General features: G+C 70.3%; 23 protein-coding genes. 16 read left to right on the forward strand and 7 right to left on the reverse strand.

Annotation, left to right across the window (positions count from 1 at the left end):
- The first annotated feature begins 116 nt into the window (after positions 1-116).
- From LZ198_RS14275 to LZ198_RS14295, 5 genes are all read left to right on the forward strand, one after another.
- Entirely contained in the window at positions 117-794 is a 678-nt protein-coding gene (locus tag LZ198_RS14275) for an RNA polymerase sigma factor (RefSeq protein WP_253972499.1), read from the forward strand.
- Complete coding sequence (locus LZ198_RS14280) at positions 791-1,846, forward strand: serine/threonine-protein kinase (RefSeq protein ID WP_253972500.1); 1,056 nt, start codon at positions 791-793, stop codon at positions 1,844-1,846. The genes LZ198_RS14275 and LZ198_RS14280 overlap by 4 nt, the downstream gene beginning before the upstream one ends.
- 72 nt (positions 1,847-1,918) lie before the next feature.
- On the forward strand, positions 1,919-2,284 hold the full coding sequence (locus LZ198_RS14285) for a hypothetical protein (RefSeq protein ID WP_253972501.1): 366 nt from the start codon (positions 1,919-1,921) through the stop codon (positions 2,282-2,284).
- On the forward strand, positions 2,281-2,802 hold the full coding sequence (locus tag LZ198_RS14290; protein WP_253972502.1) for a hypothetical protein: 522 nt from the start codon (positions 2,281-2,283) through the stop codon (positions 2,800-2,802). Before LZ198_RS14285 ends, LZ198_RS14290 begins: the two co-directional genes overlap by 4 nt.
- A 242-nt stretch (positions 2,803-3,044) precedes the next feature.
- Entirely contained in the window at positions 3,045-3,803 is a 759-nt protein-coding gene (locus LZ198_RS14295) for a polysaccharide lyase (RefSeq protein ID WP_253972503.1), read from the forward strand.
- A 245-nt stretch (positions 3,804-4,048) separates the two neighbouring features.
- On the opposite strand, the gene LZ198_RS14300 is transcribed toward LZ198_RS14295, so the two are convergent.
- Entirely contained in the window at positions 4,049-4,840 is a 792-nt protein-coding gene (locus LZ198_RS14300) for a helix-turn-helix transcriptional regulator (RefSeq protein WP_253972504.1), read from the reverse strand.
- Positions 4,841-4,952: 112 nt separating this feature from the next.
- On the opposite strand from LZ198_RS14300, the gene LZ198_RS14305 reads away from it, so the two are divergent.
- The 3 genes from LZ198_RS14305 (at position 4,953) to LZ198_RS14315 (ending at position 8,609) form a co-directional block, all read left to right on the forward strand.
- Positions 4,953-5,402 carry a hypothetical protein gene (locus LZ198_RS14305; RefSeq protein ID WP_253972505.1) on the forward strand — a complete coding sequence of 150 codons (450 nt, stop codon included), beginning with the start codon at positions 4,953-4,955 and terminating at the stop codon, positions 5,400-5,402.
- A gap of 155 nt (positions 5,403-5,557) precedes the next feature.
- Positions 5,558-6,235 (forward strand): hypothetical protein, encoded by a 678-nt coding sequence (locus LZ198_RS14310; protein WP_253972506.1) that lies wholly within the window; start codon positions 5,558-5,560, stop codon positions 6,233-6,235.
- Positions 6,236-6,662: 427 nt separating this feature from the next.
- The gene (locus tag LZ198_RS14315) at positions 6,663-8,609 is read left to right on the forward strand and encodes a M4 family metallopeptidase (RefSeq protein ID WP_253972507.1); all 1,947 of its coding nucleotides are present in this window, start codon (positions 6,663-6,665) and stop codon (positions 8,607-8,609) included.
- Positions 8,610-8,705: 96 nt separating this feature from the next.
- Here the strand turns inward: LZ198_RS14315 and LZ198_RS14320 are convergent, their stop codons facing one another.
- Both LZ198_RS14320 and LZ198_RS14325 read right to left on the reverse strand, forming a co-directional pair.
- Entirely contained in the window at positions 8,706-10,031 is a 1,326-nt protein-coding gene (locus LZ198_RS14320) for a M16 family metallopeptidase (protein ID WP_253972508.1), read from the reverse strand.
- The gene (locus tag LZ198_RS14325) at positions 10,028-11,572 is read right to left on the reverse strand and encodes a sensor histidine kinase (RefSeq protein ID WP_253972509.1); all 1,545 of its coding nucleotides are present in this window, start codon (positions 11,570-11,572) and stop codon (positions 10,028-10,030) included. Before LZ198_RS14325 ends, LZ198_RS14320 begins: the two co-directional genes overlap by 4 nt.
- Before the next feature lie 242 nt (positions 11,573-11,814).
- On the opposite strand from LZ198_RS14325, the gene LZ198_RS14330 reads away from it, so the two are divergent.
- Positions 11,815-13,593 carry a serine hydrolase domain-containing protein gene (locus tag LZ198_RS14330; protein WP_253972510.1) on the forward strand — a complete coding sequence of 593 codons (1,779 nt, stop codon included), beginning with the start codon at positions 11,815-11,817 and terminating at the stop codon, positions 13,591-13,593.
- A 70-nt stretch (positions 13,594-13,663) separates the two neighbouring features.
- Positions 13,664-14,059 (forward strand): 6-carboxytetrahydropterin synthase QueD, encoded by a 396-nt coding sequence (gene queD, locus LZ198_RS14335; RefSeq protein ID WP_253972511.1) that lies wholly within the window; start codon positions 13,664-13,666, stop codon positions 14,057-14,059.
- Positions 14,060-14,069: 10 nt separating this feature from the next.
- On the opposite strand, the gene LZ198_RS14340 is transcribed toward queD, so the two are convergent.
- On the reverse strand, positions 14,070-14,777 hold the full coding sequence (locus LZ198_RS14340; RefSeq protein WP_253972512.1) for an SDR family NAD(P)-dependent oxidoreductase: 708 nt from the start codon (positions 14,775-14,777) through the stop codon (positions 14,070-14,072).
- Complete coding sequence (locus LZ198_RS14345; protein WP_253972513.1) at positions 14,770-15,267, reverse strand: 6-pyruvoyl trahydropterin synthase family protein; 498 nt, start codon at positions 15,265-15,267, stop codon at positions 14,770-14,772. The genes LZ198_RS14340 and LZ198_RS14345 overlap by 8 nt, the downstream gene beginning before the upstream one ends.
- A gap of 153 nt (positions 15,268-15,420) precedes the next feature.
- Between LZ198_RS14345 and LZ198_RS14350 the strand changes: the two genes are divergently transcribed.
- The 3 genes from LZ198_RS14350 to LZ198_RS14360 all read left to right on the forward strand — a co-directional run bounded on the left by LZ198_RS14350 (position 15,421) and on the right by LZ198_RS14360 (position 21,581).
- Positions 15,421-16,803, forward strand: a complete 1,383-nt coding sequence (locus LZ198_RS14350; protein WP_253972514.1) for a hypothetical protein — start codon at positions 15,421-15,423, stop codon at positions 16,801-16,803.
- A 405-nt stretch (positions 16,804-17,208) separates the two neighbouring features.
- Positions 17,209-18,396 carry an efflux RND transporter periplasmic adaptor subunit gene (locus LZ198_RS14355; protein ID WP_253972515.1) on the forward strand — a complete coding sequence of 396 codons (1,188 nt, stop codon included), beginning with the start codon at positions 17,209-17,211 and terminating at the stop codon, positions 18,394-18,396.
- Positions 18,393-21,581 carry an efflux RND transporter permease subunit gene (locus LZ198_RS14360; RefSeq protein ID WP_253972516.1) on the forward strand — a complete coding sequence of 1,063 codons (3,189 nt, stop codon included), beginning with the start codon at positions 18,393-18,395 and terminating at the stop codon, positions 21,579-21,581. Before LZ198_RS14355 ends, LZ198_RS14360 begins: the two co-directional genes overlap by 4 nt.
- 165 nt (positions 21,582-21,746) lie before the next feature.
- Here LZ198_RS14360 and LZ198_RS14365 read toward each other — a convergent pair whose 3' ends face one another.
- Positions 21,747-22,904 (reverse strand): TIGR03118 family protein, encoded by a 1,158-nt coding sequence (locus tag LZ198_RS14365; RefSeq protein WP_253972517.1) that lies wholly within the window; start codon positions 22,902-22,904, stop codon positions 21,747-21,749.
- A gap of 162 nt (positions 22,905-23,066) precedes the next feature.
- On the opposite strand from LZ198_RS14365, the gene LZ198_RS14370 reads away from it, so the two are divergent.
- A complete protein-coding gene (locus tag LZ198_RS14370; RefSeq protein WP_253972518.1) occupies positions 23,067-23,909 on the forward strand; it encodes an ion transporter in 843 nt (280 codons plus the stop codon).
- A gap of 142 nt (positions 23,910-24,051) precedes the next feature.
- On the forward strand, positions 24,052-24,948 hold the full coding sequence (locus tag LZ198_RS14375; RefSeq protein ID WP_253972519.1) for an NAD-dependent epimerase/dehydratase family protein: 897 nt from the start codon (positions 24,052-24,054) through the stop codon (positions 24,946-24,948).
- A 6-nt stretch (positions 24,949-24,954) separates the two neighbouring features.
- On the opposite strand, the gene LZ198_RS14380 is transcribed toward LZ198_RS14375, so the two are convergent.
- Entirely contained in the window at positions 24,955-25,353 is a 399-nt protein-coding gene (locus LZ198_RS14380; protein ID WP_253972520.1) for a hypothetical protein, read from the reverse strand.
- A gap of 205 nt (positions 25,354-25,558) precedes the next feature.
- Between LZ198_RS14380 and LZ198_RS14385 the strand changes: the two genes are divergently transcribed.
- Positions 25,559-26,800 carry an ankyrin repeat domain-containing protein gene (locus tag LZ198_RS14385; RefSeq protein ID WP_253972521.1) on the forward strand — a complete coding sequence of 414 codons (1,242 nt, stop codon included), beginning with the start codon at positions 25,559-25,561 and terminating at the stop codon, positions 26,798-26,800.
- The last annotated feature ends 58 nt before the right edge of the window (positions 26,801-26,858 follow it).

A 26,858-nucleotide genomic window follows, 5' to 3' on the forward strand; every position in this document is an offset into this window, starting at 1 on the left:
TGGCCTCCAATGCGGGGCACCGGTTCATGTCCCTCTTCGATTCCTCGCATGGCGCGGGTGCCGGTGGTGCCCGCGCCCGTTTCCCCACGACGATGGGGTCGGCGCTCGTAGGCGCCATGAGCGAGGACGCCGCCGAGCGTCACCGCTCCTGGCAGGTGCTCGTCGCCGCCTACTGGAAGCCCATCTACAAGCACCTGCGTTTGCGGTGGCGCAAGCCTCGCGAGGACGCGAAGGACCTGACACAGGGGTTCTTCGCCCAGGCGATGGACAAGGGCTTCTTCGAAGCCTACCACCCGTCGAAGGCGCGCTTCCGCACCTTCCTGCGGACGTGTCTGGACGGCTTCGTTGCGAACCAGGTCCAATCCGAGGGGCGGCTCAAGCGCGGCGGCGGTGTCCCCTTGCTCTCGCTGGACTTCGAGCTGGCGGAGGGCGAACTCGCGCGCCTCGAGCCCGTGGCCCCGGAGTCCATCGAACGGTGCTTCGAGCAGGAGTGGACGCGGAGCCTGTTCGCGCTGGCCCTCGATGCGTTACGGGATGAGTGCGAGGCCCGAGGGAGGTCGCTCGCCTTCACCGTATTCGAGCGGTACGACGTCCTGGGCGACCCGGATGCCCGTCCCACCTATGCCCGGCTCGCCGCTGAGTACGGTATCGCCGTGACGGATGTAACCAACCACCTGTTCCAGACGCGGCGCCGGTTCCGGGCGGTGGTGTTGGACAAGCTGCGCGAGCTCACCGCCACGGACGAGGAGTTCCGGGAGGAGGCCCGGCTGTTGCTGGGCGGGGCGCGTCCGTGAGGTGGCTCGACGACTCGGTTCTGGAGCACCTGCGCGAGGTGGCGGAGCTGCCCGACCTGACGGGGACCCGCTACGAATACGTGGGGCGCCTGGGTGCTGGTGGAATGGGGCGCGTCTATCGGGTCCGGGACACCGCGCTCGGACGGGACGTGGCGCTCAAGGTGCTCGTCGCCCCTGATGACGGTGGCGCGCTGGAGTCACGCCTGTGGCGCGAGTCGCGCATCCTGGCCCGGCTGGAGCATCCGAACATCGTCCCCATCCACGACGTGGGCAGGCTCCCCGATGGTCGCGTCTTCTACGCGATGAAGTGCATCGAGGGGCAGCGACTGGACGCATGGCTCGCGCAGACGAGGCCCTCGCGTCCGGAGGCGCTGCGGCTCTTCATCAAGATTTGCGAGGCGGTGGCCTTCGCTCACGCGCACGGCGTCATCCACCGCGACCTCAAGCCCCAGAACGTGATGGTGGGGGCCTTCGGCGAGGCGCTGGTGATGGACTGGGGCCTGGCCCGCGTGGTGGGGCAGGGCCGCGAGGAGGATGTGCCCGGAGGTCCGCAGGAGGGTGGCTTCCCGCCGGGCGAGGTGCCGACGCTCCAGGGGGTGGTCCTCGGGACTCCGTCCTACATGTCGCCGGAGCAGGCACGCGGGGACGTCGCGTCGCTGGACGCGCGGACGGACGTGTATGCGCTGGGGGCCATCCTCTACTTCTTGCTCGAGGGGCGTCCGCCGTTCGAGGGCGCATCGGCCGAAGAGGTCGTGGCGCGGGTGCTCCGTGCGGAGCCGCCCGGGCTCAGGGGGCGGGACACCTCCATACCCAAAGTGCTGGAGGCCATCTGCCGCGCGGCGCTGGCGCGGCGTCCGGAGGACCGGTACGCGTCCGCCGGGGAACTGGCCGCGGAGGTGGGCCGGTTCCTGGACGGGCTGCCCGTGGCCGCCTACCGCGAGACACCGTGGGACGTGGTGACGCGGTTGCTGTCCCGGAACAGGACGGTCGTCCTGCTGGTGCTGGCGTACCTCGCCATGCGTGTGGTGTTGCTGCTCGCGGCGGGGCGCTGAAAAAAGGAAGAAATGCCGACGCGTAATGGAGGGGCAGGCCCCTGCATGGCGCATCGGGCCTGGGAGGATGTCGTGTCGAAACCGTTGTTGGGGCTCGTGCTGGGGACCGTCCTCGGATTGCTGGATGGTCTCTCTGCGTTCTTCTATCCGGAGGCCGGTCCGATGATGGCTCAGATCATCATCGGGTCCACCATCAAGGGCCTGGTGTCGGGGCTGGTGATGGGCTTCGTCGCTCGGAGGTTGCAATCACTTCCGCTTGGTATCGTGTTGGGGCTCTCGTTGGGGCTGCTGCTGAGCTACTTCGCGGCGATGACGCCCGACGCCCAGGGCCAACACCACTACTTCCAGATCATGCTCCCGGGCGGTCTGCTGGGGCTCATCGTGGGCTTCGCCACGCAGCGCTTCGGACAGGCGCCTCGCAGGGGGGCCGCGTCATGAGGTCCCTGGGGCTCCTGATGCTCGAGGGGATGTGTGCCTGCGCGACCGGGACGCCGGCTCCGGCGCCTTCTCGCGTGGAGACCGCCGAGTTGGTGGGTGAGCTGAAGCCCTATTCGTTCCTGTTGGGCACCTGGGACGCCGAGGGCGGAGGCTCGCCGGGAGCGTCTGCGGGGCGCTTCACGTTCGAGGCGGACGTCCAGGGGCATGTGCTGGTCCGGCGCAACGTGTCCTCCACGCCGAAGGGCAAGCACGAGGACCTGGTGGTGCTCTACGTGGCGGAGCCGGGCGTCGTCCGGGCGAGCTACTTCGACAACGAAGGGCACGTCATCCAGTACGGCGTCCGCGCGTTGGATTCGCCGCCGGGCGCGGAGTTCGTGACGGCGGAGGGAACAGGAGGTCCTCGTTTCAGGCTCACGAACCTGCGGACCTCGGATGACACGCTCCTCGTCAGGTTCGAGGTGGCGCCTCCCGGCGGGGCGTTCCGCACGTACCTGGAGGGCACGGCTCGGCGCAGGTAGCCCCTCTCCCTGTCCGCCGCGTCGAAGGGCGCCCGTTCCTTCCTCGTTCCCAGTGCCCGGCCCCCTGGCTGGGTGACGAGCATGCCCGGGATGGGCGCCCCTCTTGCTCCAGCAGTGGCCCCTGCAGCCCATGGGCGGCGCGCCCCGTCGATCCACTTCGGGGAAGAGGGCTCCGTTGCGGTGTGTCTTGATCCATTCACGCATCACGCATCGCTGACTCACGCACCACGGAAAGGACTTGAATGAAGCGAGCAGGCACGATTGCCCTCCTGATGATGGCTCTTCCCCTGACGACGTGGGCTTCGCCCGTGTGGAAGGGAGACTTCGAATCGGGAGACCTCTCCCAGTGGACGGGCAGCGACGCCGTGGCGGCGGATCGGCTCCAGATCGTCGAGGACCCCGTGCGCGAGGGCCGGTTCGCCCTGAAGACGACGGTGCACCAGGGGGACGACCCCATCCACGCGAGCGGCAACCGCAACGAGTTCTTCCACTTCGGCAACGAGACCGAAGGGACGGAGTACTTCTACAAGTGGAGCACGATGTTCGCGCCGGACTTCCCCAGCGTGGATACCTGGCAGTTGTTCACGCAGTGGCACCACGACGGCAACAGCGGCTCGCCGCCCCTGGAGTTCTTCGTGCGCGGCGAGACCATCCACCTGCGCGTCGAGGGACGGGATGACCGCGTCCTCTGGAAGGCGCCGCTGGAGCGCGGCAAGTGGCTCGACTTCGTGCTGCACGTGAAGTGGTCTTCCGACAAGGAGGTCGGCTTCGTCGAGCTGTACTACAACGGCGAACTCGTCATGCCGAAGCAGCCCGCCGCGACCCTCTACTGGGGCATGCAGAACTACCTGAAGCAGGGGCTGTACCGGGACAAGGACGTCGCAGCCGATGGCGTCGTCTACCACGACGGCATGGTGCAGGCGACGAGCCTCGAGGACGTGATGCCGCAGGCAACCCAGGCGGCGGCTCCTGCGCCGGTGGCGGACGCCGGGCAGCCCTAGGTCGGTGGCGACCAACGGGCCCCTCCGCCACGCCCACCCAGGGCTGAGGCCTCGGCAGTCCCCGGGCCGCCGTCCCGAGGGGCGGCGCGGCCCGCGGACCGTTCGACCGGGACGACGCCGCGGAGGGCTTTGGGAGAGCGGCCGAACGTCCGCACGTCCCTGGAGGACACGGCTCGGCGCAGGCAGTTGCCCTCGCCTCGGATGCGTCCAGACGGCCCCGCGGTGACGCCTCCTTCATGTGAGCGTCACGCGGGGCCCTTGTGCATCCGCTCCAGGAACAACGCGAGGAGCGCCGCCCGGGACCGCACCCCGAAGTGCTTGTAGAGGGACTTCGTGTATTGGTTCACGGTGAAGCGGCTGATCTCCATCCTCGCCGCGATGTCCTTGTCACCCAGGCCCTGGAGCAGCAGCGTCAGGGTCTGCCGTTCCCTCGGACTGAGCCTGTCAGCCTGCGGGCGATCTCCGTCTTGCTCCACCGGACCGAGCAAGGCCCAGCACTCGGAATGGAAGAGGTTCAGCAGCTCCCGCTCCGCGGCGTCGAAGCGGCGCCCGCTCCGCCCCCGGTGGATGCCGATGCCCTGCACGACCCCTGGTCGCTCCGACCAGCGTCCCGAGTAGACCGAGTCATCGAGTCCCGTCGGGAGGAGGTGGTGCTCGACATAGGGCGCGGAGTACCACGCACGGTCTCCCACGAGGTCTCGTCGCATCGCGGTGACGACGGAACCCGGGGCCGGACGTCGCCTCATCAATGCCCGGATGGCGGGATTGCAGGCGCTGCCCATCCGCTGGAGGGACTGCACCGCGGACAGTCTGTCGGTACCCCACCCGGCGAGGACGGTGGCCGTGAAGGCGCCTGTGCCCTCGGGCCTGAAGTCCTCTTCCCTGACACAGACCGCGGCGTCCGAGCCGAGGATGCGACAAATCCCGGAGAGCAGATGCCGGGGACGCGCCCCGGGTCCCGCTGGCAACTCGTGCGTCTCGTTGATGAGACGCACCAGCTCACGCACGTGCGAACTCCGCAGATGGGCACCCTTCATGAGACCTCCGAGCGCGTTGCTCCGTCGATGTGTTCCCTAGTTCTAGCGAATTGCCAGCTTTGTCGCATTGGACGAGTTTGGTGCTCGCAACATCGACCCTCAGGAGCGACACATGATGAAGAAGCGGCTCACCCAGGCATTCCTCACGATGGTTGTCTTGGCGCCTTTCGCGGTGATGGCGCGCGCCGTCCCGGCCAGCAGTGGCAGACCCGCGGTCTGGGCGGACGGGGCCTGTTTCCTCATGACCTACAGCACCATGTACAACGGCTGCACGGCCCGAAAGAGCTTCGAGTTCCCGCTGCCGGTCGACACGGTCGGCAACAAGACGGCCTACGTCGCGGCGCAGGGGGCGTCCTCCGCGAACAGCGTCGGCTGCGCCGAGGTCGGGATGAATCGCGAGGGGACGCTCGTCTACGGGGGCGCCCGCAAGTGGCTCACGAGCTTCGGCACGCCGCAGATCATCACCCTGACGGATGCCTACATCCCGGCGGGTGGCTATCTGTACGTCAACTGCTCCGTCGACCCGAGCGCCTTCGTCATCTCCATCGACTACAACGCCTAGCAGGCGCGGGATTCGGTCCCAGGTGAGCGTGGAGTGCCCATGAGGTCGCGGGCACTCCGCCTCGCTCTTCCTCGGTCCCGGGCGTCATGCCATGCGATTCCTGCTCATGCGCCCGGGACAGCGACGTGATTCGACAACCCCTGGAGCGCAGCGGCATGACACGCATTGGAGCATGGGTCGGAGGGATTCTCCTCACCGGAGCGCTGTCCTATGGAGTCTACCGACTCCTCGGCGCGGCTGACTCCCGTGCGAGGGATTCGGAGGAGCAGGCCGCGGGGCTCCAGGCCCTGGAGTCACAGGTCCGGGAGTTGAAAGCCGCGGTCGCCCAGTCCACGCGGACGGCGCAGGAGGCCCAGGCCGCCGCCCAGGCAGCGCGGCTCTCGGGACCTCGCGCGGAGCCCTCCGCGACCGCCGGCGTGGGCTCCGGGGGCGCGGGGGCTACTCCACCAGGGGCGTCCCGGGAGGACGCCGCGGCGCCGCCCCGCGAGGCAACGCCAGACGACGCGGTCCTCCGGCTCGATGCGCGCTTCTTCGGAGAGAGCGTGGACCCGACCTGGAGAAGGGACGCGGAGCAGCGGACGGAGCGGCTGCGCGCCGAACTCCCCCGTGGCGTGCGCATCGTCTCGATGGAGTGCCGAAGCTCCATCTGCCGGCTCGAGATGTCACACCCCAGCCTGGAGTCCTTCCAGAAGTTCATCCGCGACCGACTCGTCGATGACGTGGCCACGTGGGATGGCCCCTTCATGGCCGCGGTCAAGGGACCGGCCGGGAATGCGGGAGAGGTCGAAGCGGTCGCCTATCTCGCCCGTCCGGGAACGACCCTGATGCCCTGAACCCTCCCACGGGTAAGCGGGAGGCCACGTTCGGGACGGCGCTCGTCGGCGACTCGTTCAAGCACCAGCTGACTGCCCTGGATTTTCTCTCGGGCCAGCACCTGATGTGCCGCCGCCGCCCCTTGTCCATCGCCTGGAATCCCCTCACCACCCAGCGCACGGAGGACGACGAGGGCACGCCCATGCCTCACGCGAAGCGCCGGCGAATCGACCCCGAAGGGCCTTGGGTCGCGGACCGCGGCCGTCCTCCTCCCTAATTCTAGTGAATTGCCAACCGGGGGAGCATTGCACGAGCTTTGCGTTTTGCGGCCTCGACTCCAGAAGAGACGCCCGACGAGGGGGGCGGCGTCTTCACGATGGCGGTCGTGGCAGCTCGCGTGTCTGTCACGTGCACGCAATCCATCGTGTCTTGCAAAAGGGGTAGACCATGATGCGCAGCAACCGCTGGCTCGCCGCATGTCTGTCGCTCTCGCTTTCGGGATGTGGCACCGGAGCCCTCGAACCCTCCGAGGCTCCACGAGCAGAAGCCTCGAAGACCGACGCATCGCAGACGGAGGGGCGGGTCCTCACCAGCGACGCCCGCCTCCAGGACATCGCGACGGCGCTCAGCGTGTTCCCCGACGTCCAGGTCCTGGGCTCACATCCTGACGGCGTGCCGTACATGATCCATGGCGAGCTGGGCGGTGTGGGGCAGGCCCTCGCGGGCGTCACGGCGTGGCAGGCCCACGCGCTGGTGAGCCCGGCGCTGGAGCGCATCGCCCCGTCGTTCCGTCTGGACGCGCGCGACCTCGTGCCCCAGCGAATCTCGCGGGACGCCCAGGGCCGCACCCATCTGCGGTACGCGCAGACCAAGGAGGGCCTGTCGGTGCTGGGAGGTGAGCTGGTGGTGCACCTGGACGCGTCTGGCCAGGTGTACGCGGTGAACGGCTCGGCGCGGGATGGAGAGCAGGTGTCGTCCAAGCCCGGCATCGCTCCGGAGGCCGCCCAGCAGGTGGCCTTGAGGAAGACGCCGGGCGCGAGCGCGTTGGAGGGCGTGCCCCGCCTCGTCTACGTCCGCGCGACCGAGAAGGACTCGCTGCGCCTGGCCTGGGAGGTACGGGTGACGGGCAAGCACACCGCCCTCCCTCTGCGCGACCGCGTCTACGTGGACGCCATGGATACCGCCATCGTCCTGCGTGTGCCGGAGATCCACGCGCTGCTCAACCGCAAGGTGTACAGCGCGAACAACGGCACCAGCCTTCCGGGGACGCTCAGGCGCAGCGAGGGCCAGGGGGCCACGGGGGATGCCTATGTGGACAGCCACTTCGACGTGCTGGGAACCACGTACGACTGCTTCAGCACCCTGTTCGGGCGTGACTCGTATGACGACGCGGGCCACGCGCTCAGCAGCACCGTGCACTACTCCAACAACTACGTGAACGCCTTCTGGGACGGCACGCAGCTCGTGTGCGGGGATGGAGACGGCGTCAACTCCGGGCCGCTGTGCACGGACCTGGACGTGGTGGTCCACGAGCTGACCCACGCGGTGACGGACTTCGAGTCCGGCCTCGTCTACGCCGGCGAATCCGGCGCGCTGAGCGAGTCCCTGTCGGACATCTTCGCCGCCACGTGCGAGAGCTGGACGACCTCGTGGTCCACGGGCCCGGACGTCTGGAAGATTGGCGAGGACATCTGGACCCCCGCCACGCCGAATGACGCCCTCCGGTACATGGACGACCCGGCCCTGGACGGCGCCTCGCTGGACTCCTACGAGGACTACTCGTCCAGCACCGACGTGCACTACGGCTCGGGCATCCCGAACCTGGCGTTCAAGCTGCTGGCCACCGGCGGCGTGCATCCGCGCGGACGCTCGACGATCGAAGTCCCGGGCATTGGCGTCGAGGCCGCCGCTCGCATCTTCTACAAGGCCAACACGGACTACTTCACCTCCAGCACGACCTTCGAGCAGGCCAAGACCTATACCGAGTACGCGGCGCAGGCGCTCGGCTACAGCGCGGCCGTCGTGGAGTCCGTGAGTCTGGCGTGGCAGGTCGTGTACATCCCCCTCAACTTCCCGGTGTTCTGCACGACCCTTCCCCCGTTCAGCGGCACGGTGACCAACCTCAGCGGCGTGCTGAACTCGAACCGGTACTACTGCGCGAGTGCCGGCGCATACACCACCACGCTGTTCACCATCGGCGGAGGCACGGGGGACGCGGACCTGTATGTCCGCTTCGGCGCGGCGCCGACGAAGAACCTCTACGACTGCCGTCCGTTCACGGGAGGCAACACGGAGGTGTGCACCGTCACGGCGCGACCCACCGCGGGCAAGTACTGGATCATGATCAACGCGTACAGGGCCTACTCCGGCGTGACGTTCAGCTATTCCTTCTGAACGGCGCCGGAGCGGGGAGGGCGGGCCCCGCATCCAGGCACATGGCCCTTCGTTCCAGCCGCGCGGCGGCGGTCGCGAAGGGCCTCCTGCCGGACTTCACCCACGGCGGCCGCTGGCCGCCTTCAGCGCGGGGGCGCCGGGCAGGCCCGGGGCCTCCTCCACCACGCGCTCCAGCGCCTTGAGGCCCTTGCGCTGCCCCACCGCCACCACCGTGAGGTTCTCCCGGCGGAAGTAGCGCCGGGCCACCTCGCGCACGCGCGCGGCGGTCTGCGAGTCCACCAGGTCCGCCCGGTGGCTGAAGGTCTCAGGCAGGCGGAACAGCTCCGTGCCGCCGAACCACCCGGCCAGCTCTCCCGGCGAGTCCTGGGAGAACTCCAGCAGCATGCGGTGACGGCGCTTGGCGCGGCCCAGCTCCTCCTCGCCGATCTCCTCGTCGCACAGCGCGGCCAGCACGCGGAAGGCCTCGGACACCACCTGGGAGGCCTTCTCCGGGGCGCTGGCGGCCTCGATCTCGAAGATGCCGGCGTCGTGGTACGCGTCCAGCGACGCGTTGACGGAGTACGCCAGTCCGCGCTTCTCCACGATTTCGAACGGCAGCCGCGACGACAGGCCGTCGTCCAGCACCCGGCGGATGATCTGCAGCGCCGCGTAGTCGTCGTGCTGCTCCGGCACCGTGCGGAAGCTCAGCCGGAACTCCGTCTGCGACTCGTCGTGGGAGACGAAGTGCAGCCGGGGGCCGGGCAGCGCGTCGGGGGGCGGGGCCTCGGTGCTGGCCGGGCCCTTGGGCAGCCGCGCGAAGGCGCGCTCGGTCAGCTCCAGCACCTCGTCGCGGCGCACGCGGCCCGCGGCGGTGACCACCAGGTTGCCGGTGACGTAGTGCTGCGCGAAGTGCTCCAGCACCTGCGCGTGCTTCAGCGCGGTGACGGACTCGCGCGTGCCGGCGATCTTCAGCGCCAGCGGGTGGTCCGGGAAGAGCAGGCGCTTGGACAGGTTGTCCAGGTCGATGTCCCGCCCCTTGTCGTCCACCTCGTCCAGCATCTCCTCGAGGATGATCTGCCGCTCCACCTCCATGTCCGTCAGGCGGGGGCGGGTGAGCATGTCGCCCAGGATGTCCAGGCCCACGCGCAGGTGGGCGGGGTGCAAAGGCGTGTAGTAGTACCCGTGGTCCCGGGTGGTGACGCCGTTGAGGTTGCCGCCCACCTCTTCCACCGCGGCGTTCATCCGCACGGTGTCCGGCCAGCCCTCGCTGCCGCGGAAGAACAGGTGCTCCAGGTAGTGGCTGACGCCGTTGTTGGCGGCCGCCTCGTGGCGGCTGCCCGTGCGGACGTAGATGGCGAGCAGGGCGGTGTGGAGGTGGGGCGTCTCGACGGTGACGACGCGCAGCCCGCTGGGCAGCACGTCCCGATACGATGTGAAGCTCATGCGCGGGGAAGCCTTAACACGAAGGCCGTCCCCTGGCCGGGAATACTCTGGCAGGAGAGCGAGCCCCCGTGGGCCTGGAGGATTTGCTGACTCACCGCGAGTCCCAGGCCCGTGCCCCCCTCCTTGGTGGTGAAGAAGGGCTCGAACAGGTGCTCCCGCACCTCGGCCGTCATCCCCTGTCCGGTATCGCGCACCGTCACCTCCACGTCCTGCTCCAGGGGGCGGGTGGCGATGGTGAGCTGCCCGCCGTGGGGCATCGCCTCGCGGCTGTTGCGCAGCAGGTTGAGGAACACCTGCCGCAACTGCCCCTCGTCCGCGAGCACCGCCGGCGTGGTCGGGGCGAACTGGCGCACCACCTCCACGCCCGCGCGCTCCAACTCCTCGCGCGTGAAGTCGAGCACGCCGTCCAGCACCGCCGTGACGTCGCGCGGGTCCAGGTCCGGCCGCTGCGGGCGGGCCATGCGCAGGTACTGCTCGGTGACGTCCGCCAGCCGGTCCACCTCGTGGGTGACGGCGGACAGGAGGTGGTTCACCTCGCGGGCCTCCTCGGTGGAGTCGAACCGGGCCTGCTCCACCGCGTCCTGGAGCAGCTCCACGTTGAGTCCGATGGAGGACAGGGGGTTGCGCACCTCGTGGACGATCTGCGCGGAGATGCGGCCCACCGCGGCCAACTGCTCGGCGCGCATCAGCGCCTCCGCCTGGGCCTTGAGCTGGGCCTCGCGCGCCTGGAGCGAGCGGGCCATCTGGTCGAACTCGCGCGCGAGCACGGCCACCTCGTCGTCACCCCGCACGCCCAGCTGGGCGTTGTAGTCGCCCCGGGCGATGCGGGAGACCCCCTCGATGAGCGTGCGCACCGGGCGCAGCGTGCGCGCGCTCCACGCGGTGGCGCCCAGCCCCAGCAGGATGGCGGCGACCGACAGGCTGATGATGGCCAGGCCCGTCTGGCGCTCGCGCTCCTCGGCGCCGTCCACCCGTTCGCGGATGCGGTTGGAGAGGGCCAGGCGCAAGAGGCGCAGCTCGCGGCCGATGGCGTCCTCCATGGACAGCACGTCCGCGGTGGCGCGGTCCACCTCCAGCTTGTCCGGGGACTGGGTGCTCAGCGCGGAGAAGACACTCTCCGCGGCGCGACCGTACTCCTGGTAGCGCGAGTCCAGCTCCACCATGCGCGCCTCCAGCTCCCGGATGAAGGGCACCTCGCTCGCGGGGGCCTCCGCGCGCACCTCCTCGGCGCGCTTGCGCGCGTTGGCCAGCCGCTGCGTCATCAGCGTGGTGGGGACGTAGATGCGCGCCAGCCGGATGATGGCGCGGCGGGTCTCCGGGCTGTCCTCCTCCAACACCCGCGCCGTGTTCTTCTGCTGGTTGGCGTGGTTCATCTCCATCTCCGCCGCGTCCTGGGAGAGTTGGAGGTAGCCCTGGCTGACGAGCCGGATTTCCAGCCGGTTGCGGTGCAGCTCCGCCACGCTGAACAGGGACACCAGCCCGAAGGTGACGAGCACCACCGCGTAGCCGAGGAAGATGCGGGTGGCGAGGGAGAGCTTCATGCGAGAGCGGGCCGCCTGGCGTCCGAGGCGCCATCGCTACGCGCACCCGGGGCCGCCTGCAAGCGAAGCCGTCCTCCCGCCAGCACCCCCGCGGGGGGGCCGGCCATCCGGGCCTGGGGGTCCATGAAACCCAGGATAGTCCGCCCGGACTGCACGAGCTGCAACCCAGATGCAATGACGGTCGGCCCTGGACGTAGCAGGGGAGCGGTCACACCCGGCCTCCCTCCAAGGACCCCTCCTCCGTGAACCCCTCCACGGTCTGCCTCTCCCTGGGCGCACTCCTGGCCCTGCTGTCCCTGCCCCCGGTCGCCCACGCGGAGCCGCCTGGGCCCGCCCCGGCCCCAGCCCCGGACCCCGCCCAGAAGCTGGTGGGCGTGTGGGCCGGGGACATCACCAACGGCCCCGAGGCCCGGGGGCCCCTCACGGTGTCCCGGGAGGGCGACGCGTGGCGGGCGAGCATCGCGGGCTTCGAGGCGCCCGGGCGGCTGGAGAAGTCGACGCTCACCGTGACGCTGCCCGGAGGGCAGGGCGAGCTGCGCGCGACGGTGTCGCCGGATGGCCGGCGGATCCTGGGGCACTGGGTGCAGCCCCGCGTCCTGACGGGGGGCGTCCAGTACGCGACGCCCGTGGAGCTGCGGGCCCTGCGCAAGGGCGTGTGGCGGGGGGACGTCACCCCCTGGGCGGACCGCCTCACGCTGTACCTCACGGTGTACGCGCGGCCGGATGGCTCGCTGGGCGCGTACCTGAGGGACCCGGAGAAGGGCTTCGGCCGGCAGTTCGCGTTCAACGTCACGATGAACGGCGGCGCCGTGAAGCTCGAGGACCCGCGCGGCCCCACCGTCTTCGAGGGCACGTATGACGAGCGCCTCGGCCGGCTGACGGTGCCCATCTTCTTCCTGGGGCACGTGGCCTTCACGAAGCGCGACCGGAACCAGGCGGTGGGGCTCTACCCGCGCACGCCGGCCGCGCCCTACGCGTACACGGTGCCGGTGGCGGACTCGGACGGCTGGGCGACGGCGTCGCTCGCGGACGTGAAGATGGACCCGGCGCCCATCGCCCAGTTGATCCAGCGCATCCTCGACACGCAGCCGGGCCCCCAGCCCACGCCCGTCATCCAGGGGCTGCTCATCGCCCGGCACGGCAAGCTGGTGGTGGAGGAGTACTTCCACGGCTTCGACCAGGCGCGCCTGCACGACCTGCGCTCGGCGTCGAAGACGGTGGCGCCCATGCTGGTGGGCACCGCCATCCAGCAGGGCGCGAAGCTCGGTCCCCAGACGCCCGTGTATCCGCAGTTCCCCGCGTACACCGCCGCCGGGCCCCTGGACCCGCGCAAGGCGAAGCTCACCGTCGAGCACCTGATGACGATGACGTCCGGCTTCGACTGCGACGACAACGACGACGAGTCGCCCGGCAACGAGAACACCCTCCAGAGCCAGGAGGGGGACTGGTACACGTACACGCTGAACCTCCCCATGGGGCGGGCGCCGGGGGAGCCCAAGGCGGTGTACTGCTCGGCGGGCATCAACCTGCTGGGAGGCGTGGTGCGCAACGCCACGGGGACGTGGCTGCCGGAGCACTTCCTGCGCACCCTGGCGTCGCCGCTGGGCATCCGCCACTACGCGATGAACCTGATGCCGGACGGCGAGGCGTACCTGGGCGGCGGCCTGTCCCTGCGCCCCCGGGACGCGCTGAAGCTGGGGCAGCTGTACCTGGCGGGCGGGGTGTGGAACGGCCAGCGCGTGGTCGCCAGGCAGTGGGTCGAGCGCTCCGTCGCGAAGCACTCGGAGATGGAGCCCGGCCGCACGTACGGCTACGCGTGGTGGCGTCACGAGCTGCGGGTGGGAGGGCGCGTGTACGCGGAATACGAGGCGGGCGGCAACGGCGGCCAGTACGTCATGGTGGTGCCGGAGCTGGACCTGACGGTGGTGTTCACCGGCGCCAACTACGCCCAGTTCAACATCTGGAAGACGTTCCGGGAGGAATTGCTGCCGCGATACATCCTCGCGGCCGCCCGTCCGTAGGCGGGGAGGGGAGCCCTGGCTGCGTCTTGGCTCGACGCACGCCAGGGACACCGGGTACAAGGCGCCTCCAATGGAGCCTGTCTCGAAGAAAGTCTCGTTGGTGACGGAAATCTCGAAGGAGTTCACGTTCGAGGCCGCGCATCGCCTTCCAAACGTCCCCGTGGGTCACAAGTGCTCGCGGGTGCACGGGCACAGCTACCGCATCGAAATCACCGTGCGCGGTCCGGTGGACCCCCACCTCGGGTGGATCGTCGACTTCGCCGAGCTCAACGCCGCCTGGCAGCCGCTGCACGCGCAGCTGGACCACCGGCTGCTGAACGAGGTGCCGGGGCTGGAGAACCCGACGAGCGAGCTGCTGGCCGGCTGGCTCTTCGAGCGGCTGACCTTCCCCACCGCGAAGGTGGTGAAGATCCGCGTCTCGGAGACGTGCACGTCCCAGTGTGTCGTCTACCCCGTGGAGGGGTGACGCCCGCGGGTCAGGTCTCCACCTGACCCAGGTTGGCGTGGAGGACGGCGCCGTTCACCGTCGGCGTCCCCGCGCAGAACCAGACGATGTCGGCGATCTCCGCCGGGGTGATGAGCCGGCCGAAGGTCGTCTTGCTCTTCGCCAGGGCGAGCGCCTCCAGGCTGCCGCCCAGGTGCGAGCGCAACAGCTCCGTGTCCGTGAAGCCGGGGCATACGCAGGCGGTGTGGACGCGCGTGCCGGCCAGGTCCTGGCAGGTGGCGCGCATCAACCCGACGAGCGCGTGCTTCGACGTCACGTAGGACGCCGCGCCCCGGACGGCCTTCTCCGACAGGGTGGAGCCCACGTAGAGGATGGAGGAGCCCTCGCGCAGGTACTCCCGCGTCAGGCGGTTGAGCAGCGCGGGCGCGACGACGTTGACCTCCAGCACCTGGCGCAGGTGGGCCGCGTCGAGCGACAGCGCGTCGTCGTGCGCGTAGAGCGCCGCGTTGTGCACCAGGCAGACCCGGCCCGTCGCCGCGCCGAGCGCGTCGCGCAGCGCGGAGGTGACGGGGCCCTCCCAACCCGGCGCGGCCAGGTCCACGTTGACGTCGACCACGCCCGGCACGAGGCAGGGGTTGCGTGACAACGTCACCACGCCCCAGCCCTCCTGGCGGAAGCGCGCGGCGATGGCCTGTCCGATGCCCCGGCTGGCCCCCGTGACGATGGCCCAGTCAGTCATGTCCCGACCACTCCCACGACGACCACTGGCCGGGGCCGGAGGCGCACTTCACCACCAGCCGCGAGACGCGGTCGCGCCGCAGCCCCGCGCCGTCGCCCACCAGCTCCTCGCCGAAGACGCGCGCCAGCTCCTCCAGCGTCACGTTCTCCACGGGCAGCACGGTGATGTCGCGCTGGAGGAAGCGCAGCGTCTCCCCGTTGAAGTGCGCCGTCACGTCGCCCTTCGCGTCCGTCTCCAGGCGCAGGTGGGGGGAGCGGCCCGGCAGCATGAACGTCTCGTTCCACGCCTGGCAGCGCGCGATGATGGCGCGCTTCATGGGCTTGTAGTCGGAGAGCATGCCGTTCTCCGTCACCTCGCCCGTGATCGCGACGTAGACGGTGAAGTTGTGGCCATGCAGGTTCTCGCGCTCCGTGGCGGAGAAGATGGTGAAGTGCCCCGCCGAGAACTTCATCTCTTCCTTGTGGAGCTCGATGGTCGTCATGCGTGGCATGGGCGACCACCTCGTTAGCATCAAGCCCGGAGCACCTCAACGGGCGCGCGCGGCCCGATGTCCACCAGATGTGCAACGCGGTGACGATTATCTCCCGGGCGCCCCTTCGGGCCCTGGCTTCCCGGGGGCGGGTTGCGCGATTCTGCCGGACCCATGTTCCTGCCCCTGCTCACCCTGGGTGTGGTCCTCGCCGCGAAGCCTGCACCGTCCGAGAAGGTCTTCGTCCCCTGCCAGCGGGACACGCCGGAGTGGACCGCCGCGCGCGAGCGGTTCACGGCCCTGGATGCGCGGCTGGGGACGCTCGCGGACGACGCGGACGCGGAGGAGGCCTTCGCGGCGCTCCAGGAGACCCTGGCGTCGCGCTGCTTCGCGCTGAGCCGCGAGGAGACCGAGCAGCGCCCGAAGAAGGGGGTCCTCTCCAGCCAACTGGCGGCCTGGTGGCGGGATGGCGGACGCGAGTGGGCGGCGTCGTACCTGGAGCTGGGCGGGCCCGGCGCGCGCGTGGTGGTGCTGCCGCCGGAGGTGCGCGAGGTGCTGGCGCGCGGGCAGGTGCCCGAGGACCACCGGCTGCGGACGCTGCTGTGCGCGGTGGAGGACGTCGACTGCGCGCGGGAGACTGCGCCGTGGTTCGCCCGCCTGGACGAGGCCTTCCTGCCCGGCAAGCGCGCGGAGTCCCGCATCTCGGCGGACCCTTCCCACAAGCCCATGTGGGCCGAGTGCGAGAAGTTCGCCCGCAAGAAGGCGGCGCGCTGGCGCTACATGGCCTGGCGGATATGCGTGGCCGGGCACACCGACTTTTCGTACCGGATGCCCCTGGTCCGGATGCGCGCGCCCCGTGATGGGTGGCTCGTGCTGCGGGGGCGCCGCGGCCACTACGCGTTCTGTGACGAGGTGCGCGCCTACCACCTGGGCACGGGGACCGCGTGGATCTCCCAGAGCTGCTCGGACCTGGTGTTGCGCGAGGACCCCGGACACGAGGGGCGCGTGGACGCCGCGAAGACGGACGCGGCCCGGCGCCCGCGCGTCCAGACGGGCCGGCTGCCGCCCGAGCAGCTCCAGGAGCTGACCTGGGTGCTCCTGCTCGACGGCGAGGCCGAGCTCACCGGGCGGCCTCGCGCCGTGCGGCGCCCCGTCCCGGAGGGCCTCTCCCTCGAGTGGCGGGCGGGCGAGGACGTGCCCTTCGGCATCCCTGGCGGCGTCGAGGGTGGCTCCGTCTGGGGCAACTCCGGGCAGACGCGCATCACCTGGTCCTGGTTCCCCCCGGACCGGGCGGAGCCCCTGGGGGGTGAGTTCACCTGGCCCGAGTCCTCGTCTCCCGAGGAGAACCACGCGGACCACCTCGTCGAGGCGCTGGAGAAGACCTTCGTCGAGGGCTGCCCCCAGCGCCCCGCGCCGCTCGACGCGCTCGACTTCACCCGCCCGACGACGGTGAACCACGTGGATGCCCCGGAGGGCGTGACGAAGACGCAGGACGGCGTCCTCTCCGCCCTGCGCGACTGGAAGGCCCCGGCCTCCTGCGCCGGCACCCCGCGTTGACGGGAGGGCCGACCCGGGACGTCTTCCCAGGGCCTGGGAAGATTGCGTTGCGCGGCGGACCCGGGGGTAATTAGTAATGGCGCATGTTGCAATTTACCTCCGGAAGGAGGCTGTCCATGTCCCCCGCGCCCCGCTGCTGTCGTCGCCAACGCTGACGTTGGTTCGCTGAAGTCCGTCCGGGACGCCACGTGGCGCACCGGGGCCTCGTCAGGCTCCGGAGGCCGACGCCGTCACGGCCACTGAAACCCCATACCCCCCAAGCGACACGTCCCCGGTGGCGGCACCGGACGGGTGACGTGCGCGTGTGTCTTTCCCTCGTCTCGTTCCGTGACGGGTGGCCGGAGGTGTGTCCGCGCGAGCGCGGGCCACCGGGGCCGCCTGGGTCGCGGCGGTTGGAGTCCTTCGATGAATTGGCGACGTACGGTGGCGGGAGGCGCGCTGGCGCTCCCGCTGGTGGTGGGCGGTTTCGTCCTCGCGCGGGGGGAGGCGGGGGCGCAGGAGGGGGGAGGGGGCGCGAAGGTGGCGCCGCCGCCCGTGGTGGTGGCGGAGGTGGTGACGCGCCCGGTGGCGGAGAGCGCCGAGTACACGGGCGTGCTCGCGGCCGTGCAGAGCGTGGAGCTGCGGCCGCGCGTGGGGGGCTTCATCGACGCGGTCCGCTTCGCGGAAGGGGGCTTCGTCACGGCGGGGCAGGTGCTGTTCCAGTTGGACTCGCGCACGTTCGAGGCGGCGCTGGCCCGGGCGCAGGCGGACCTGAAGCAGGCGGAGGAGCGCCGCACGCTGTCGGAGCGCAAGTTCGAGCGGGGCGAGAAGCTGGTGGCGGAGGCGGCCATCTCCCGCAGCGACTTCGACGTGTTGATCGCGGAGAAGGCGGAGGCGGGCGCGCGCGTGGAGGCGGCGCGGGCCGCGGTGCGGGCGGCGGAGATCGACCTTCAGGACACGCGGGTCCGAGCCCCCATCGCCGGACGCGTGGGTCGCGCGCTCGTCACGCCCGGCAACCTGGTCAGCGGTGGCGGCGCCAACGCCACGCTGCTGACGACGCTCACCTCGGTGGAGCCGTTCCACGTCTTCTTCGACGTGGACGAGGCCACGTACCTGCGCTTCGCGGGGCATGACTCCGGGGCGCGCGGCAAGGATGGACGCGTCAACCCGGTCCCCGTGCGCGTGGCGCTGAAGGGCGACGAGGGCTTCACGCGTGAGGCGCGCCTGGACTTCCTGGACAACCAGGTGTCGCCGGCGACGGGGACGGCGCGGGCCAGGGCGGTGCTCCCCAACCCGGACGGGAAGCTGGCGGCGGGGCTGTTCGCGCGGGTGCGGCTGGAGACGGGCGCGGCGCGGCCCACGGTGCTCATCCAGGACCACGCGGTGGCGACGGACCAGAAGGGCCGCTACGTGCTGGTCCTCCGGCCGGACCAGTCGCTGGAGCAGCGGCGGGTGGAGCTGGGCGGAACGGAGGTGGGCCTGCGCGTGGTGCGCGCGGGGCTGGCGCCGGGTGAGCGCGTGGTCCTCAAGGGCCTGGCGCGGCCGGGCATGACGGTGACGCCCACGGTGGTGGCCATGGCCGGCTCCGAGCACGCGGAGGGCGCGCGGCCATGAAGTTCGCCCATTTCTTCGTGGACCGGCCCATCTTCGCGGCCGTGTTGTCCGTGCTGCTGCTCATCGGCGGGGGGCTGTCGCTGGTGCAGTTGCCCTTGAGCGAGTACCCGGCCGTGTCCCCGCCCACGGTGGTGGTGCGCGCGGCCTACCCGGGCGCGAACCCGAGCGTCATCGCGGAGACGGTGGCCGCGCCGCTGGAGCAGGAGATCAACGGCGTGGAGGGCATGCTCTACATGTCCTCGCAGGCCACCAGCGACGGCCGCGTGTCCGTCACCATCACCTTCGCCATGGGCGTGGACCCGGACACCGCGCAGGTGCAGGTGCAGAACCGGGTGGCGCGCGCGGTGCCGCGCCTGCCCGCCGAGGTGCAGCGGCTGGGGGTGCTCACCGAGAAGTCCAGCCCGGACCTGCTCATGGTGGTGCACCTGGTGTCCCCGGACGGGAAGCTGGACCCGCTCTACCTCTCCAACTACGCCGTGCTCCAGGTGCGCGACGTGCTCCAGCGCGTGCCGGGCGTGGGCAACGTGGCGGTGCTGGGCGCGGGCGAGTACAGCATGCGCGTCTGGTTGGATCCGCAGTTGCTGGCGGCGCGCAACCTCACCGCCAGCGACGTGGTGAACGCCATCCGCGAGCAGAACGTCCAGGTGGCCGCGGGGGTCATCGGACAGCAGCCGGACGAGCGCTCCGCCTTCCAGCTCACCGTCACCACGCAGGGCCGGCTCACGGACGAGGAGCAGTTCCGCGACATCGTGGTGAAGGTGGGGGAGGCGGGGCAGGTGACGCGCCTGCGCGACGTGGCCCGGGTGGAGCTGGGCGCCAACTCCTACGCGGTGCGCGCGCGGCTGGACGGCAAGCCGGCGGTGGCCATCGGCATCAACCAGGCCTCCGGCTCCAACGCGTTGGACGTGTCCGCGGGCATCCGCGCGCGGATGGACGAGCTGCGCCTGGCCTTCCCGGAGGGCATGGAGTACCGCATCGCCTACGACCCGACGCTCTTCGTGCGCGCCTCCATCCGCAACGTGGTGAGCACGCTGCTGGAGGCGGTGGTGCTGGTGGTGCTCGTGGTGTTGCTGTTCCTCCAGACGTGGCGGGCCTCCATCATCCCGCTGGCGGCGGTGCCCGTGTCGCTGGTGGGCACGGCGGCGGTGATGCACATGTTGGGCTTCTCTCTCAACACGCTGTCGCTGTTCGGCCTGGTGCTCTCCATCGGCATCGTGGTGGACGACGCCATCGTCGTGGTGGAGAACGTGGAGCGGCACATCGAGCAGGGGGCCAGTCCGAAGGAGGCCGCGCGCCGGGCGATGACCGAGGTGACGGGGCCCATCATCGCCATCACCTCCGTGCTGTCCGCGGTGTTCGTGCCCACCGCGTTCCTGGGCGGTCTCACCGGCCAGTTCTACCGGCAGTTCGCGCTGACCATCGCCATCTCCACTATCCTCTCCGCCTTCAACTCGCTGACCCTCAGCCCGGCGCTCGCGGGGGTGCTGCTGCGCGGCCACCACGGGCCGAAGGACGGGCTCACGCGGCTGATGGAGAAGGGGCTGGGCGGGTGGTTGTTCCGGCCCTTCAACCGCTTCTTCGACAAGGCGTCCGCGGGCTACGTGTCGGTGGTCAAGCGCGTGGTGCGCGTCAGCGCGGTGGTGCTCGCCGTCTACGTGGGGTTGCTCTTCCTGACGTGGGCGGGCTTCGCCAAGGTGCCGGCGGGCTTCGTGCCCATGCAGGACAAGTACTACCTGGTGGGGCTGGCCCAGCTCCCGCCGGCGGCGTCGCTGGAGCGCACGGACGCGGTCGTCAAGCGCATGTCGGAGCTCATGCTGGCCGAGGAGGGCGTGGCCAACGTGGTGGCCTTCTCCGGCATCACCATCAACGGCTTCGTCAACGCGCCCAACTCGGCGGTGGTGTTCGCCATCCTGGACGACTTCGAGAAGCGCAAGTCCGCGGACCTGTCCGCCAACGCCATCGCGGGGCGGCTGCAGGGGAAGCTCTGGGCCATCCAGGAGGGCTTCGCGGCCATCTTCCCACCGCCGCCCGTGCCGGGCCTGGGCTCGCTCGCGGGCTTCAAGCTCCAGGTGGAGGACCGCGCGGGCCTGGGCTCGGAGGCGCTGTACGAGGCCACCCAGGCGCTGGTGCAGCGGGCCTCGGGGGACCCGCGGCTCATGGGCCTGATGTCGGGCTTCGAGATCAACGTGCCCCAGTTGGAGGCGCACGTGGACCGGGTGAAGGCCAAGCAGCAGGGCGTGCCGCTGGGCTCCGTCTTCGAGACGCTCCAGGTCCAGTTGGGGTCGCTCTACGTCAACGACTTCAACCGGTTCGGGCGCACCTACCAGGTGAACGTCCAGGCGGACGCGCAGCACCGCATGGAGCCGGAGGACATCGGTCGGCTCCAGGTGCGCAACGCGCAGGGAGGCATGGTGCCCCTGGCGGCGCTGGTGGACGTGAAGCCGTCGTTCGGGCCGGACCAGGTGCTGCGCTACAACGGCTACCCGTCCGCGGACATCAACGGCGCCGCGGCGCCCGGGGTGAGCACGGGGCAGGCGGTGGCGGCCATGGAGCAGCTCGCGGGGGACGTGCTCCCCGCGGGCATGAGCTTCGAGTGGACCGACCTGACGTACCAGGAGAAGCTCGCGGGCAGGGAGGGGCTGTTCGTCTTCCCGCTGGCCATCCTGCTGGCCTTCCTCATCCTCGCGGCGCAGTACGACAGTTGGACGCTGCCGCTGGCGGTGCTGCTGACGGTGCCGCTGGCGCTGCTCAGCGCGCTGGCGGGGGTGTGGCTCGTGGGAGGGGACAACAACATCTTCACGCAGATTGGCCTGGTGGTGCTGGTGGGCCTGGCGGCGAAGAACGCCATCCTCATCGTCGAGTTCGCCCGCGCGCGGGAGGATGAAGGCGTGGGCGTGGTGCAGGCGGCGCTGGATGCGTGCCGGCTGCGCCTGCGTCCCATCCTGATGACGTCCATCGCCTTCATCATGGGCGTGGTGCCGCTCGCGGTGGCGACGGGCGCGGGCGCGGAGATGCGCCGGGCCATGGGCGTCGCGGTGTTCGCGGGCATGCTCGGCGTGACGCTGTTCGGCCTGGTGCTGACGCCGGTCTTCTACGTCGTCATCCGCAAGCTCGCCCTGCGCGGCGTGGAGTCCCAGCCCGCGCCCGTGATTCCCGCGGGGGCGACGGGGGCCGAGGGGCACTGAGGCGTCCGGGCCTCGCGTGGCATGAAGGGGGCTGTCCCGGTCCGGGGCGGCCCCCTTCTTCGTCTCCCGCCGTGGAGTCCCGCCGCGCGGCTGGCGGGCCTGACGCGCGAGGGGCGCGCCCGACGTCGCGAGCGCGCCCCTGGCGAACGACGATGGCCGCCTGGCTCAGGGGGCCTGCAGCGGCGTGACGTGCGTGCCGCTGGTGGGCGTCACGTCGAGCCGGCCGTAGAGGCCATGGCTCTCGTCCTGCGGCCCGGAGGTGAAGAACAGCGTGTCGGCGGGCTGGTTGTCGAGCCCGTTGCCGAAGGCGATCGCCCACAGGCCGTCGATGGTCACCGCCTTGCCACTGGTGTCCTGGAGCGTGCCGTCCAGCTTGCCCGTCACCGCGTCATAGGCGTGGATGGTGCCGTCGCCGAAGTTGCCCACCAGCAGCCGCCCCGCGAAGCGACCGAAGCTCGCCGGAGCCATCGCCATGCCCCAGGGCGCGTTGAGGTCACCCTTGGAGATGAGCCGGCGGATGAAGCGACCGTTCGCGTCGAAGACGTTGACGTAGCCGAGCCCGGCGCCCTTGACGTCGTCCATCTTCTTGTCGTCCTGCTGCGCGTAGCTCACGTAGAGGTTGCCGTTGATGTTCTGGATGCCGAAGGGCGCGAAGCCCGCGGGCAGGTTCGGGTCCGTGAAGTCGCCGGAGAGCGTGGCGGGCGCGAAGTTGCTGTCGAAGACGGCGATCTTCCCGTTGTGGAAGTCGGTGGCGTAGAGGAACGGCGCCGTGCCGTTGGTCGCCAGCGCCAGCCCCTTGTAGACGGCGTTGGAGCTGGAGTTGTCCACCTGCGTGATGGCATCCGTCGCCGCCGCTTGCGGCGACCACGCCGCGAGCACGCCCTGCTCCGTCACGAAGATGAAGCGGGCGGGGCCGTTGGCGTCCCCGCTCTTCACGACGAACGCGCTGTCGGAGCCGCTGTAGACGATTCCCGTGGGCGCCGCCGGGTCGGTGACGCCGGCGGGCACGGGAATCGTGACGACGAGCGGCTGGGCGTTGCCGTCGCCGTCATAGAGCGTCGCCACGCCCTTGCCGTTGTCCGCCACCCAGGCGAAGCCGTTGGAGTTGAAGGCCAGGCCCCAGGGGTTGACCAGGTTGGAGTCCGTGTGGTCCGCCGTCACGCCTCCGTCGGAGACGAGGTTGCGCTGGGTATAGGAGTTGGGCAGGTCGCTGGGGACTTGCGCGCCGGCCAGTCCTGGCAGGGCGAAGGCGGTGGCGAGCGACAGACCCAGCACATACTCCCCCCACCGCGGTTGCAGTGAACGACTCGACGATGTCTGCATGGTCGACCTCTCTTGTGCGAATTTCACTGAGACGCTTCCGTCTGACAAAAACGTGCGAGTGCGGGGTGGAAGTCACAATCCGCCCCCACGGACCAGGAAGTGATGACCTCGCGTCAATGACGGCTTCCGGACGTCGAGAGGGAGCGGGCTAGACTGCCGGCCGTGTCCAGCACCTCCGAGCAGGGTCCCCACGATGGTTTCCGCGCCCGTCTCCACACCGTCATCTTCGAGGCCGACACGCCGGCGGGGAGGGCGTTCGACGTGGCCCTGCTGTGGGCCATCGTGTTCAGCATCCTCGCGGTGATGCTGGAGAGCGTGGCCTCCGTGCGTGAGCAGTACGGCCTCGCGTTGTCCGTCGCCGAGTGGGCCTTCACGGCCATCTTCGCGACGGAGTACGTCCTGCGGCTGGTGGCGGTGCGGAGGCCCCTGGACTACGCGCGCAGCTTCTATGGCGTGGTGGATCTGCTGGCGGTGCTCCCGTCGTTCCTGAGCATCCTGTTCCCCGGCGCCCAGTCGCTGCTGGTGGTCCGCGTGCTGCGGCTGCTGCGGGTCTTCCGCATCCTGAAGCTGGGGCACCTGCTGGGACAGGCGGAGGTGCTGATGACGGCGCTGCGCGCCAGCCGGGCGAAGATCACCGTCTTCCTCGTCGCCGTGCTGAGCATCGACGTCGTCATGGGGGCGCTCATGTACATCGTGGAGGGCCCCGCGCACGGCTTCGACAACATCCCCCGGTCCATGTACTGGGCCATCGTCACGATGACCACGGTGGGGTTCGGCGACATCACGCCGAAGACGGTGCTCGGGCAGGCCCTCGCCTCGGTGCTCATGCTCATGGGCTACGGCATCCTCGCGGTGCCCACGGGCATCGTCTCCGTCGAACTGGCCAACGCCGCGCGGCAGCGCCCGGACACGCAGGCCTGCCCGGGCTGTGGGACCCAGGGACACGACCTGGACGCGCGCTTCTGCAAGCACTGCGGGACGGAGCTGGACTGGAAGAAGGTGTGAGCGCGGGCCAGGCGCTCCCGCCGGGCGGCCGGGCGGGGCCTCGGTGTCGACCCCGGGGAGGAGGCTCCCGACCAGGCCCCGGCTTCAACCGGGCGCCGGGCATGCCCACCTTGAGCCCCACCTGCTTCCTGGAGACCGCACGATGAACCTCTTCATCACGGGCGCCACGGGCTTCATCGGTGGCTCGCTCGCCGAGTACCTGAAGTCCCGGGGGCACGCCATCCGTGGCCTGGTGCGTGACGACGCCAAGGCCCAGCGTCTGAAGGCGCGCGGCATCGAGCCGGTCCGTGGGGACCTCGACTCGACCGACGCGCTCCTCGCGGAAGCCCGGCGGGCGGATGGGGTCATCAACGCGGCCAGCAGCGACCACGAGAAGGCCCTCCAGGCGCTCATCGACGGGGTGCGTGGCTCCGGCAAGCCACTGCTCCACACCAGCGGCTCGAGCGTGATTGGTGACGACGCGCGGGGCGACTCGCTGTCGCCCAACATCTTCGACGAGGACACGCCGTTCATCGTCGAGCCGGACAAGCAGGCCCGGCATGCGTTGGACGACCGGGTGCTCGCGACGCCGGGTGCCCGGGGCATCGTCTTGTGCAACACGATGATCTACGGCACGGGGCGTGGCCTGGGCCGCGACAGCGTGCAGATTCCCCCGTTGGTGGCGCAGGCGCGTAAGAGCGGCGTGGTGCGGGTGGTGGGTCAGGGCCTCAACCGCTGGTCCAACGTCCACATCGACGACGTCGTCACGCTCTACGCGCTGGCGCTGGAGAAGGCCCCGGCGGGCGCGTTCTACTTCGTGGAGAACGGCGAGGCGTCCTACGCGGAGATCGGCGAGGCCATCGCCCGGCGGCTGAAGCTGGGGCCGGTGCGGCACTGGAGCGTCGAGGAGGCCACTCGCGAGTGGGGCGAGGGGCATGCGCGCTACTCCTTCGGCTCCAACAGCCGGGTGCGCGCGAAGCGGGCCCGGAGAGAGCTGGGCTGGGCTCCGCGCCACGCCTCCGTCACGGACTGGATTCGCGACGAGATGCCGGTCGACTGAGGCGCGTCAGCGGCGGCAGGTCGGATGCGCCGCCGCGTGGAGGCGGTCGTATTCCTCGCGGGTGAGCTGATCCGCGAAGAGGGTCATCGCGATCTCCCCCCAGGTGCCACACCAGTCGAAGGGCATCAGGAGGGGGTCGAAGACCACGCCCGGTGGGGGCGGTGGGGGTGTCACCATCAAGTACTCATCTCCCAGGTGATGGGGCGGCAGGTTCCGCGCGAGGACGCGCCGCTGGAGCTCCTCGAAGGAGAGCTCCCCACCCTTGTAGCGGATGGCGTCCCCCAGGGCATCGGAGTAGTCCGCGCTCCCTTCGGGAATCATGGGATGGCGGGTGGACGGTTCGTCCCCGGTCTCCCAGGGCGGGCGCGGTGGCATGGGGGGCGGGCGGGGCGGTGGCGTCGTCATGGGGCGGCTCCAGGAGTGGCGTCCTCCACTCTCGCTCCCGGAGGTGGATTCCACCAGCCCCCGTGGAGTTTCGCGTCCGTGGTGCTTCCTTGTCGTATCCCGGTTGCAGAATGCCTGCCGCCGGGAAGTGGGTTGCGGGTAGTGTGCGAGCCGCAGCCCGACCCGTTGTCCGGAGGGGACCTCGGTGGTCCCAGGTGCTTCCTTCATGGCGAAGAAGAAGAAGCCGTCGCAGGTGGACCTGTCGCTGATCGACGCCGTCGACAGGCGTGACGTGAAGACGGTGCGAAAGGCGCTCGCCGAGGGCGCGGACCCGAACGTGAGCACGACGGTCAACGAGCCGGAGTTGTTCTACCCCGTGCTGCTGGACGCCGCCGACAAGGGCGACCTGGCCATGGTGAAGCTGCTCCTGGACGCGGGAGCCGACATCAACCTCCGCAGCAACTACGACTTCTCCGCGCTGACGGTGGCCGTCGACGGAGGGCACCTTCCCGTCGTGAAGCTGCTGCTGGACCGGGGCGGAGAGGCGACGCCGCTCTTCGGGATGGACGACCCCCGGTGGTCCTTCACGCTGCTGACCTCCGCGCTGAACCTCGCGGACTCCGCGCCGCCTCCCTCGCTGAAGCTCGTGCGGGTGCTGCTCGAAGCGGGCGTCGACCCGAACCAGCCGGATGGCTATGGCCAGACGCCGCTGATGCTCGCGGCCCACAGCGGCAAGATGCCCCTGGTCAAGGTGCTGCTCGACGCGGGAGCCGACCCGATGCGTGATGGCGGCGTGGGGCTGTTCGCCGTGGACATGTCCGACGCGCAGGGACACGCGGCCATCTCCAAGCTGCTGCGGAAGAAGGGCAGCCCCACGCCAGAGGTCGCGGCCACCGCGCGCGTGAAGGCCCTGGGCTCCATCGTGGGTGGGAAGCTCCAGAAGCGGGTGAAGCCTCGCGCCGCCGCGTGGTTGAAGGCCCGCGCCGCGAAGCCGGATGCCATCGACGCGTTGGAGAAGCGGCTCGCCGTGGCGTTGCCCATCGACTTGCGTGCCTGGCTGGCGCTGTATGGCGGCGGCAAGGGGGAGGGGCCCCTCTTCGTCGGTCATGATGGCCTCTGGCTGGAGGACATCGTGACGCACTGGGAGGGGCAACAGCCGCTGGTGGAGGCCAGGCCCATCCGTCGGCCGGTGGAGTTGAAGAAGACGCAGAAGCAGGTGCGGTGGACGTGGTGGAGCCCCAGGTGGGTGCCCTTCGCCAGAAGCTTGCGGGGGGACTTCCTCGTCGTCGACCTGGACCCGGGCGCGGGAGGGCAGGTCGGCCAGGTGCTGCGGTGGAGTCCGAAGACAGGGCCCTCGCTCCCGGTCGCGGCGTCCTTCAAGGCCCTGCTGGCGTCCTTCGCCCAGGACCTGGACTTCGACTCGTGGCGCTATTCCGGTGGGGTGCTGACGAACACGGACAGGGGTTGAGGTCCTCCCACGAAAGGGCTGCGCGTGGCTCCGGGAGTGCTTAATTGCCCGGAGTCCC

It is taken from the genome of Myxococcus dinghuensis (assembly GCF_024198235.1).
In the GTDB taxonomy this organism is placed as follows: domain Bacteria; phylum Myxococcota; class Myxococcia; order Myxococcales; family Myxococcaceae; genus Myxococcus; species Myxococcus dinghuensis.

Excerpts from the sequence above, each read along its gene's own strand:
- queD (WP_253972511.1), top strand. The coding sequence starts at position 13,664 with ATGGAGCCTGTCTCGAAGAAAGTCTCGTTGGTGACGGAAATCTCGAAG.
- LZ198_RS14355 (WP_253972515.1), top strand. The coding sequence starts at position 17,209 with ATGAATTGGCGACGTACGGTGGCGGGAGGCGCGCTGGCGCTCCCGCTG.
- LZ198_RS14340 (WP_253972512.1), bottom strand. The coding sequence starts at position 14,777 with ATGACTGACTGGGCCATCGTCACGGGGGCCAGCCGGGGCATCGGACAG.
- LZ198_RS14315 (WP_253972507.1), top strand. The coding sequence starts at position 6,663 with ATGATGCGCAGCAACCGCTGGCTCGCCGCATGTCTGTCGCTCTCGCTT.
- LZ198_RS14320 (WP_253972508.1), bottom strand. The coding sequence starts at position 10,031 with ATGAGCTTCACATCGTATCGGGACGTGCTGCCCAGCGGGCTGCGCGTC.
- LZ198_RS14350 (WP_253972514.1), top strand. The coding sequence starts at position 15,421 with ATGTTCCTGCCCCTGCTCACCCTGGGTGTGGTCCTCGCCGCGAAGCCT.
- LZ198_RS14375 (WP_253972519.1), top strand. The coding sequence starts at position 24,052 with ATGAACCTCTTCATCACGGGCGCCACGGGCTTCATCGGTGGCTCGCTC.
- LZ198_RS14290 (WP_253972502.1), top strand. The coding sequence starts at position 2,281 with ATGAGGTCCCTGGGGCTCCTGATGCTCGAGGGGATGTGTGCCTGCGCG.
- LZ198_RS14275 (WP_253972499.1), top strand. The coding sequence starts at position 117 with ATGAGCGAGGACGCCGCCGAGCGTCACCGCTCCTGGCAGGTGCTCGTC.
- LZ198_RS14385 (WP_253972521.1), top strand. The coding sequence starts at position 25,559 with ATGGCGAAGAAGAAGAAGCCGTCGCAGGTGGACCTGTCGCTGATCGAC.
- LZ198_RS14310 (WP_253972506.1), top strand. The coding sequence starts at position 5,558 with ATGACACGCATTGGAGCATGGGTCGGAGGGATTCTCCTCACCGGAGCG.
- LZ198_RS14380 (WP_253972520.1), bottom strand. The coding sequence starts at position 25,353 with ATGACGACGCCACCGCCCCGCCCGCCCCCCATGCCACCGCGCCCGCCC.
- LZ198_RS14365 (WP_253972517.1), bottom strand. The coding sequence starts at position 22,904 with ATGCAGACATCGTCGAGTCGTTCACTGCAACCGCGGTGGGGGGAGTAT.
- LZ198_RS14300 (WP_253972504.1), bottom strand. The coding sequence starts at position 4,840 with ATGAAGGGTGCCCATCTGCGGAGTTCGCACGTGCGTGAGCTGGTGCGT.
- LZ198_RS14325 (WP_253972509.1), bottom strand. The coding sequence starts at position 11,572 with ATGAAGCTCTCCCTCGCCACCCGCATCTTCCTCGGCTACGCGGTGGTG.
- LZ198_RS14295 (WP_253972503.1), top strand. The coding sequence starts at position 3,045 with ATGAAGCGAGCAGGCACGATTGCCCTCCTGATGATGGCTCTTCCCCTG.
- LZ198_RS14360 (WP_253972516.1), top strand. The coding sequence starts at position 18,393 with ATGAAGTTCGCCCATTTCTTCGTGGACCGGCCCATCTTCGCGGCCGTG.
- LZ198_RS14345 (WP_253972513.1), bottom strand. The coding sequence starts at position 15,267 with ATGCCACGCATGACGACCATCGAGCTCCACAAGGAAGAGATGAAGTTC.
- LZ198_RS14305 (WP_253972505.1), top strand. The coding sequence starts at position 4,953 with ATGATGAAGAAGCGGCTCACCCAGGCATTCCTCACGATGGTTGTCTTG.